Origin of the sequence: Methylocaldum sp., assembly GCF_039794385.1 — a bacterium.
Lineage (GTDB): Bacteria > Pseudomonadota > Gammaproteobacteria > Methylococcales > Methylococcaceae > Methylocaldum.
The window spans coordinates 1-7,977 of record NZ_JBDIVO010000224.1 but is presented as its reverse complement, the minus strand read 5'-3'; the positions used below and the strand labels follow the sequence as shown (position 1 = coordinate 7,977).

The window sequence follows — 7,977 nt, the reverse complement described above, 5'->3', positions numbered from 1 at the left end:
GCCTGTCGAAGGGCTAACCCGCCATCGATGGGTTTCGCTTCGCTCTACCCATCCTACGATGAATGTTCACTCGAACGCCGGATAAAATTAGACCGGCTCAGGGCCGACGAGTTTGGTCTGGCCGGTGAGTTTTATGACGGCGCCGGCCGCGAACTCGCATGGGAATCCGGCGGTCTCAGTTGAGGAAGTCCTATCGTGGAATTCTTACGGCAACTGGAGTTTCGAGCGTCATGACAAGCGTTCTCATCACGGGGAGCAACCGCGGATTGGGGCTGGAATGGTGCCGCCAATACGCCCAGGCCGGATGGCAGGTCTTCGCTACCTGCCGATACCCCGACGAGGCGGATGAATTGGCGCGGTTGGCGGACCGTTACAGAGCCGTGCGCATCCACCAGCTGGACGTGACGAACGCCGGCCGGATCGTTGCCTTAGCCGAGGAACTGCGGGAAACGCCCATCGATCTCCTGCTCAACAATGCCGGGGTTTATACCGAGAAATACCTGCCCTTGAACGCGCCCCTCAATTACGATGACTGGGCATACACGTTTCAGGTCAACACCATGGGTCCGCTCCGCATCACCAAGGCATTCGTCGAATCTCTGGCGCGCAGCGAAAAGCGGTTGGTGGTGGCGATCACCAGTCATATGGGCTCCATTGCCGAGATCGACAGCCCCGGCAGTTACTTCTACCGATCCAGCAAGGCCGCGCTGAACGCGGTGATGAAGGGACTCTCGCTGGAACTCAAGCCGTTGAACATCGGCGTGCTTCTATTTCACCCCGGCTGGGTGGGGACTCGGATGGGCGGCACCGGCGCGCCTTTGACGCCGGAAGAAAGCGTGCGCGGCATGCGAAAGCTCATCGACAAGTTCACGCTGGCGGATACCGGCCGTTTCTTTCGCTATGACGGCACCGAGATCCCCTGGTAAGAAATGCGCCCGGCTCGTGCGATGCCGACCGCTCCTCGGAACCGGAGTCATATAGCGCTCGCGGCGGCTTTCGCCAAGCGATGGGCAGCTTGATTGTGCTCTCGCGGCACTGCGCACAGGTCGAGCCGCTCGAACCGACGGGCCAAACGGCGGATTGCGGCGAATCGATGATCGTGCGGGTGCCGCTGCCAGAGCTGAACCAGAGCGGGGCAGTCGGTGTGCACTCGGAGAACGGTCCCGCGGGACTCCAATGCCAGCTCCAAAGCCCGTTCCAACGCCCCGATCTCGGTTTCGAAGGGTGGGAGAACGGACGGCACCCGCCCGGCGCTCTTCGCCACGACTTCTCCATGAGCATCGGTCACGATCGCCCCGATTCCGTTCGCTGCGCCCGAAGCCGTGCGGACGCTCGAGCCGTCGCACCAGGCTGAAAATCCTTCCGGGGGAAGCGGGCTCGCATAAACCAGCCAAATCAGGCGATCGCGGATCTGCAGGATCGTTTGCGCCCGCGCGGGTTGTAGGCGCACCTGCCGCGCGCTGCGCTGCCGGATGCGTTCGGCTAGCGCTGCCGGACCTGCCTGCTTGGCCGCAGCGATCAGCTCGGCCGTATCCGAGTCCGCGTCGAGCAGCCCATCGATCATCCGGTTGAGATGTCGGGATTCGTTGCGACTGGTATTCATCACCGGTTGGAGTCGGGAAGAGGGAGCAAGTTTTCTTGCCCACGCCCACAGACGCCGCCGGACGCTGATTTCGCGACTCGCGTTTTTTCCTAGCGTTTTCGAAAACGGTCTAGTGCCTGCTCTCCTTGGTAAAGCCAACGGGCGTTGGTTTTTCATGTCTGGATTGTTTCAAAAATGGAAACATTATCGTAAATAAAAAGACTTTTATGATGTTTAATTAAACTATCTGATCTAATCCATAAGAAATCGTTATTAAACAAAAGGAACAATCGTGACGATACTGATACTAACTGGATGTACATCAGCAAGGGGAAATCACTATGACGAGCGTTGAAATATTCTTGGCATTGGTATTTTTCGGCACCACCGGCGGGTCCATCGGGTTCTGCCTGAAGAATTACGACCGGATGGACGATAAGGACAAACAATGAGCAAGCGTTCGCGCCATACGCGCATAAAAAGCCGGGGTTTGGAAGCCCCGGCTTTTTTATGTCGAACAAGAACCCGGCGGCTCGAATGACGAATGCCCGCCAATCGCCTTCGATCGCGGGCTGAAGCCTGTCTTGAGCTGTGTCGAAAGGCCCGCTCCCGCAAGAAATTATCCATAATCCGCATCCGGGTGCCTCTGATCAGACAAGCGTGACCCTGCCGAAAGACCGAAGAGCGTTTTGCGGCATTCTTCACGCATTTTCATGTCTGAATGATCAAATCACTTTGAAAAAAGCCATCGGCTTTTTCACTCCGGCTCGAGAGGCACGCAATGCCCGAAACGATTGTGATCGTTCACAATAAGGTCCCGGCCCGAATCCGCATCCGGGTGCCTCTGATCAGAAATAAGCGGACTATGGCCGAGCTGCTCAAGCAAAGCCTGCTCGGGGACGCTCAGGCGAGGGGGATCTACCATGCCGAACCGAACATCACTACGGGGACCTTTCTGATCAAATATCACCCCGCCCTGCATACCGAGGCGGAGGTCATCGATCGGGTCCGGGCCATTGCACGGAACATCTCCGCCGGAACCATCGAGATTACCGCCAAGCACAAGAATCCCAAGCTCGGCAAGATGCAACCGCAGGCCTTTTTCACGCGGGAGCTGTTCGTGAGCATCGGCGGGAATGTCATTGCGGGACTCGTATTGGCGGCTCTGATCGCCCGCGGATAGTACGTCTGTCTGCCGGATCCGTGTCGATACGAGTCTTTCTATCCGGCGCATGGCCCGCCGAAACGGACCGGCCCGGTTCGGATGCGCGAACGACAATTCGTGGTTTTGCGGGAAGAGCCCGTGTCGCATCGGAAATCCGCTTCGGGGTGCAAGATTCCGCGCCCGCGGCGGATATTCGAATGAACCGCCCGGATATCGTACTCTTTCCTTTTTCGGCGACGGCCATTGCCATTTTGTTGGAGGCTCCGGCGGTGCTGGCGTGGCCGAGCGGAATAGCGGACGATAATCCGGATCGTCAGGCAAAAAGTTATTCGTTTGCCGGAATCGGAGAGAGAACCGTAGGAGCGCTTCACGCCATAAACATGAATGATGCAGCGAACGGAGAGGCGCGTTCATGATCGACGGAATACGCGTACCCATCGATTCGGAGTCGCAAATTCTAATCGCTCGGCAGCAGGCCCGATTGTTGGCGGCGGAGCTGGGTTTCTGGTCGGTCGAACAAAGCTTTATCGCCATGGCCATCTCGGAGGTGGCCCTCAACATCCTTCAGTACGCCGGAAAAGGCGAAGTCATTCTGAGCAAGGCTCAAAAGAACGGCAGCCAGGGCATCGTCGTCGTGGCCCGCGACGATGGGCCGGGTATTCCCGATGTCGAATTGGCCATGCAGGAGGGATATTCGACGAGCGGGGGAGCCGGGCTGGGTCTGGCGGGTGCCAAGCGGCTGATGGACGAGTTCGAGGTCGTGTCCGACGTCGGGAAAGGGACGACCGTGACGATGAAGAAATGGGTGCGGTAGGTTGCGGTCCAGCGGTCTATGGGTGAAGCGCCGCAGGCCGACTTCCGGCGGATTGAATTGAGCGGCGGTCCGGGAGTCCAATAGCCGAGCAAGTCGTTATTTTGCCCCGTGAAAATGCAGCGTTTTTCCGGCCAGATGCCGTACCGCCGTGTCTTGGAGACATGCAATGAATGACGAAACGGTCGAGAGTGAACTCGCGGCCCAATACACGGCAGCATTGCGCGACTATTTGGCCGGCGTGGAAGGAAATCCTTTACTGCGGGCCTATCGGCTGGGACGCCAGGCCGTGGCGGAGAATTTGAGCCTCTCGGCGGTGGCCGCGATTCATCATAAAGCGCTGGCGGGCCTTTCGGCTCGAGCCATCGCTCCTTCCGAAGGCGTCGATGTCGAATTGCAGGCGGAGGTATTTTTTCGAGAGACGCTCGCGCCTTTCGAAAGGACGTCGCGCAGCCATGATGACGCCATGACCCGAATGCGCCTGCTCAACGAGAGTTTGGAAAGGACCAATAAGCGCCTGACCGAGATCTACCGCGACAAGGAACAAGCCATCGCCGAATTGAGCCAAAGCGAGGAAGCCTTGCGCATGTGTCACCTCGAGCTGGAAAAGCAGGCGAAGACGCAGAGCATGGAGCTTACAACGGCCAAAGCGACCCTGCATGCGGAGATCGCCGAACGCAAGCTCACCGAAATCGCTCTCAGGGAAAGCGAAGCCCGGTTCAGGGCGATTTTCGAGCGGGCCGGCATCGGCATCGCACTCTTGGACAAGAACGGAAGGATCAGGGAATGCAATTTCGCCCTGCAGGAGATGCTGGGCTTTAGTGCCGAGGAGCTGCACGGCCGGGTCATTTTCGACCTGAGCTACCCGGACGATCTCGAAGTCAGCATTCAGCGGTTCAAGGGCTTGGTCGAGGGGAAATACAAGCACTATAGCCTGGAAAAGCGCTTTATCCGGAAAAACGGCACGGTGGTCTGGGTCCGCAAGATCGTTTCCGGAACCTACGGGTTCAGGGGCGAACTGCAATTCGCCATCGATATGGTCGAGGACATCACCGAAAGCAAGGTCGCCGAGGAGTCTTTGCGGGAAAGCGAGGCCCGGTTTCGTCAGATCGTCGATATGACTTGCGAGTGGATCTGGGAACAGGATGCGGAAGGCCGCTACACCTATTCCAGCACCGCGGTTAAAAGTATTCTCGGTTATGACGCCGAGGAAATCATCGGAAAACCCTATTACGAGCTCTTCTTCCCGGAAGACAGAGAACGCTCTGCGGTGCTGGCACCGGAACTGATCGCTCGCGAAGAGTCCTTTGTTCGCCTGATCAACCGGTATCAGCATAAGGACGGCCGCGAAGTGTTTACCGAATCGACCGGCATCCCGCTCTCCGACAGCCGGGGCCACTTGCTGAGGTGGCGCGGGGTGGATAACGACGTTACCGAACGCAAACGCTTCGTGGACGCCCTAAGGCTTAGGGACCGGGCCATCGCCGCGTCCAGCGTGGGTATCATCATCACCGATCCCCATCAGCCGGGCAATCCCATCATCTACGCCAATCCCGCCTTCATCCAGATGACGGGCCGCAGCCGGGACGAGGTGATCGGGTGGAATCCCCGCTTTCTGCAAGGTCCGGAAACCGATCCGAAGGCGATCGAGGAGATTCGGAAAGCGGTATGGGAAGAGCGTGATTGCCATCTGACGCTGAAAAATTACCGCAAGGACGGCACGCCGTTTTGGAACGAGCTGTTCATTTCTCCGGTGAGGGACGAAAACGGCCGGGTGACCCATTTTATCGGCACCCAGACCGACGTCACGGCATTGCGGCGCATCGAGGAAGAGCGTCACGAAATGGAAATCGCAAGGCAGATCCAGTTGTCCCTCTTGCCGAGTGTTCCGTTGCGGATGGAAGGCGCTCAGGTGGCAGGGTATTGCCTGCCGGCGGTCCATGTCGGCGGCGATTATTTCGACTATTTCGCCACCGAAGAGGGGGTCGATATCGTGATCGCCGACGTGTCCGGGCACTCGGTGGGCGCCGCTCTGATCATGGCCGAAACCCGCAGCACGCTGAAAATGGGAACCGACTGGATGGCGAAAGGACAGGCGAGGCTCCGCAACGGCGCAAAAAGGACTCTGTCGGTCTTGAATGATCTCCTGTTCGAGGATTTGAACCAGGCCAGCTTTTTCATCTCCATGTTCTACCTGAGCTACCGTTCGGATACCCGGCGGATCAGCTACGCCAATGCGGGGCACAACCGTCCGCTGTTGCTGCGTAAAGGCGAGCGGAACTGCACGGAACTGGATGCCGAGGGGCTCATTTTGGGGGTAAAGAAAGGAGTGATCTTCGAAGAGAAAGCACTCGCCTTGAACGAGGGCGATATGGTGCTTCTCTATACCGATGGGATTACCGAGGCGCGCAATAAACAAGGGGAGTTTTTCGGCGAATCCCGTCTCTGCGAGCTCGTTATCGCGCATGCTCAGGCATCCCCTCAAGAGCTGATCCAGATTATCGTCGACGAGCTCGGCGTGTTTTGTCAAAGCCGGTCCTTCGATGACGACATTTCTCTCGTGGTGCTGAAAGCACTTTAAGCCGAGGAGCGTTTTTCGAATGCCGGGGGTCCAATGATTGGATTTTCGACTTATCAAAGAGGTGGCTTGTGTCCACGCCGATTCGGACCGGAGCTTCGGATATTGCCGCGAAAGAACCGCCCTTGTTCAGTCTGAAGCGTCTGGTGCTGGTACTGGCGAGCTATGCGGCGCTCTACCTGACGGCTCGCTGGTATGAGGGGACTTACGCGTGGTCGACGGGGCTCGACGCTTTCGCGCCGGAGTTCGAGACCTACTGGATGAATCTCTTTTACGCCGAAATCTTGGTGGAAACGATCGTGGCCGCTCTTCTTTGGGGCTGGCTATGGCGGAGCCGGGATCGCAATTTGGAGAGGTACTGGGCGCACTTCATCGACACCGAGACAGCGCTGTCCAGAGCGAAAGGCGAAGCCTTGCGCGAACTGTTATGGAAAACGCGTGATCGCGATGTCGTGACATTGACCCCGCGCGAGGAGCTGCGCCGGAACATGACCCACCTGATCTGGCTGGCCGCTTATGCGTGGGCTTTCTATTGGGGAACCAGCTTCTTCACGGAGCAGGATGCGACCTGGCATCAAACGGTCGTGCGCGACACCGACTTTACCCCCAATCACATCATCGTGTTCTACATGAGCTACCCCGTTTACATCATTACGGGCTGGGGTGCCTTTCTGTACGCGAAGACGCGCCTGCCATACTTCGCCAAGGGATTTTCCGTGCCCTACCTGTTTTCCGTGGTCGGCCCGTTCACGCTTTTGCCGAACGTCGGTTACAACGAATGGGGTCACACCTTCTGGTTCATGGAAGAAGTGTTCGTAGCGCCCCTGCACTACGGCTTCGTCGTTTTCGCCTGGTTCGCGCTGTCGATCGGCGGCGTATTGCTACAGGTGTTTGCCAGCATTTTGTATCTGATCAAAAAAGACCTGTCGCCCGAGCCGGATTCGCGACCAACGCCGAACGGCTGAAAGCGCTAGATCACGGCGGCGTGAAAGTGGTTGCCTTGGGGGCCGACATCGAGAATCATTGCGACATCGCCGTCGTCCGGTCTCGGCTCAAGACCGACCGTGGCAAGAATTGCTTTAGCACCGACTCTTTATCATCGACCGATGGAGCAAAGGGCATGGATACATTCATGCAGGCTGCGTTCGAAGAAGCCGAGAAGGGATTGCAGACCGGGGGAATACCGATCGGATCGGTGCTGGTGCATCGGGATCGCATCATCGGTCGCGGCCACAACCGGCGCGTACAGCAGGGGAGCCCCATTCTGCATGCGGAAATGGACGCCTTGGCGAATGCCGGACGTCAGCCCGCATCGGTTTATCGCGAGAGCACGCTTTATACGACGCTATCGCCCTGCGCCATGTGCACGGGAGCGATTTTGCTGTACCAAATTCCCAGGGTCGTGATCGGCGAGAACCGGACATTCCTCGGTGAAGAGGAGCTGCTGCGGTCGCGCGGCATTTCCGTCGAGGTACGCAACGACCCCGACTGTATTCGCCTCATGTCGCGCTTCATCGAGACTCATCCCGAGCTGTGGGGAGAAGATATCGGTGTCTAAAACGAGCTCAAACTATTAACCCGGCCTATGAATATAGGCCGGGTTAATCCGGGGCAGGGATGCCCCGGCGCGGCGACAAGCCGCGTGAGCCCAGGCCGGGCGTGTACCGGCCTGGGCGGCGGCCCGAAATACCAGGAGGGTATTTACGGGCCTGACTATTAACCCGGCCTATAAATATAGGCCGGGTTAATCCGGGGCAAGGATGCCCCGGCGCGGCGACAAGCCGCGTGAGCCCAGGCCGGGCGTGTACCGGCCTGGGCGGCGGCCCGAAATACCAGGAGGG

The 7,977-nt window shown here is 58.3% G+C and carries 9 protein-coding genes; 8 read left to right on the top strand and 1 reads right to left on the bottom strand.

Going from position 1 to position 7,977, the window contains the following annotated elements:
* Both ABJK70_RS16915 and ABJK70_RS16910 read left to right on the top strand, forming a co-directional pair.
* On the top strand, positions 1–183 hold a 183-nt coding region (locus tag ABJK70_RS16915; protein WP_347258536.1), incomplete at its 5' end, for a hypothetical protein.
* Positions 184–230: 47 nt separating this feature from the next.
* A complete protein-coding gene (locus ABJK70_RS16910) occupies positions 231–926 on the top strand; it encodes an SDR family oxidoreductase (RefSeq protein WP_077730933.1) in 696 nt (231 codons plus the stop codon).
* A gap of 47 nt (positions 927–973) precedes the next feature.
* Here ABJK70_RS16910 and ABJK70_RS16905 read toward each other — a convergent pair whose 3' ends face one another.
* Positions 974–1,603, bottom strand: coding sequence for a ribonuclease H family protein (locus ABJK70_RS16905; protein ID WP_168175448.1), 630 nt, complete (start codon positions 1,601–1,603; stop codon positions 974–976).
* Between the two features lie 760 nt (positions 1,604–2,363).
* On the opposite strand from ABJK70_RS16905, the gene ABJK70_RS16900 reads away from it, so the two are divergent.
* The 6 genes from ABJK70_RS16900 (at position 2,364) to ABJK70_RS16875 (ending at position 7,694) form a co-directional block, all read left to right on the top strand.
* The gene (locus tag ABJK70_RS16900; RefSeq protein WP_077730931.1) at positions 2,364–2,765 is read left to right on the top strand and encodes a hypothetical protein; all 402 of its coding nucleotides are present in this window, start codon (positions 2,364–2,366) and stop codon (positions 2,763–2,765) included.
* A gap of 179 nt (positions 2,766–2,944) precedes the next feature.
* Positions 2,945–3,163, top strand: coding sequence for a hypothetical protein (locus tag ABJK70_RS16895; RefSeq protein WP_077730930.1), 219 nt, complete (start codon positions 2,945–2,947; stop codon positions 3,161–3,163).
* Positions 3,160–3,561: an ATP-binding protein gene (locus ABJK70_RS16890; RefSeq protein WP_077730929.1), complete on the top strand. Its 402-nt coding sequence runs from the start codon at positions 3,160–3,162 to the stop codon at positions 3,559–3,561. The genes ABJK70_RS16895 and ABJK70_RS16890 overlap by 4 nt, the downstream gene beginning before the upstream one ends.
* Positions 3,562–3,727: 166 nt before the next feature.
* Positions 3,728–6,139 carry a PAS domain S-box protein gene (locus ABJK70_RS16885; protein WP_133716274.1) on the top strand — a complete coding sequence of 804 codons (2,412 nt, stop codon included), beginning with the start codon at positions 3,728–3,730 and terminating at the stop codon, positions 6,137–6,139.
* A gap of 68 nt (positions 6,140–6,207) precedes the next feature.
* Complete coding sequence (locus ABJK70_RS16880; protein WP_240502553.1) at positions 6,208–7,101, top strand: methane monooxygenase/ammonia monooxygenase subunit C; 894 nt, start codon at positions 6,208–6,210, stop codon at positions 7,099–7,101.
* A gap of 155 nt (positions 7,102–7,256) precedes the next feature.
* Positions 7,257–7,694: a nucleoside deaminase gene (locus ABJK70_RS16875; RefSeq protein WP_133716273.1), complete on the top strand. Its 438-nt coding sequence runs from the start codon at positions 7,257–7,259 to the stop codon at positions 7,692–7,694.
* Positions 7,695–7,977 lie beyond the last annotated feature (283 nt).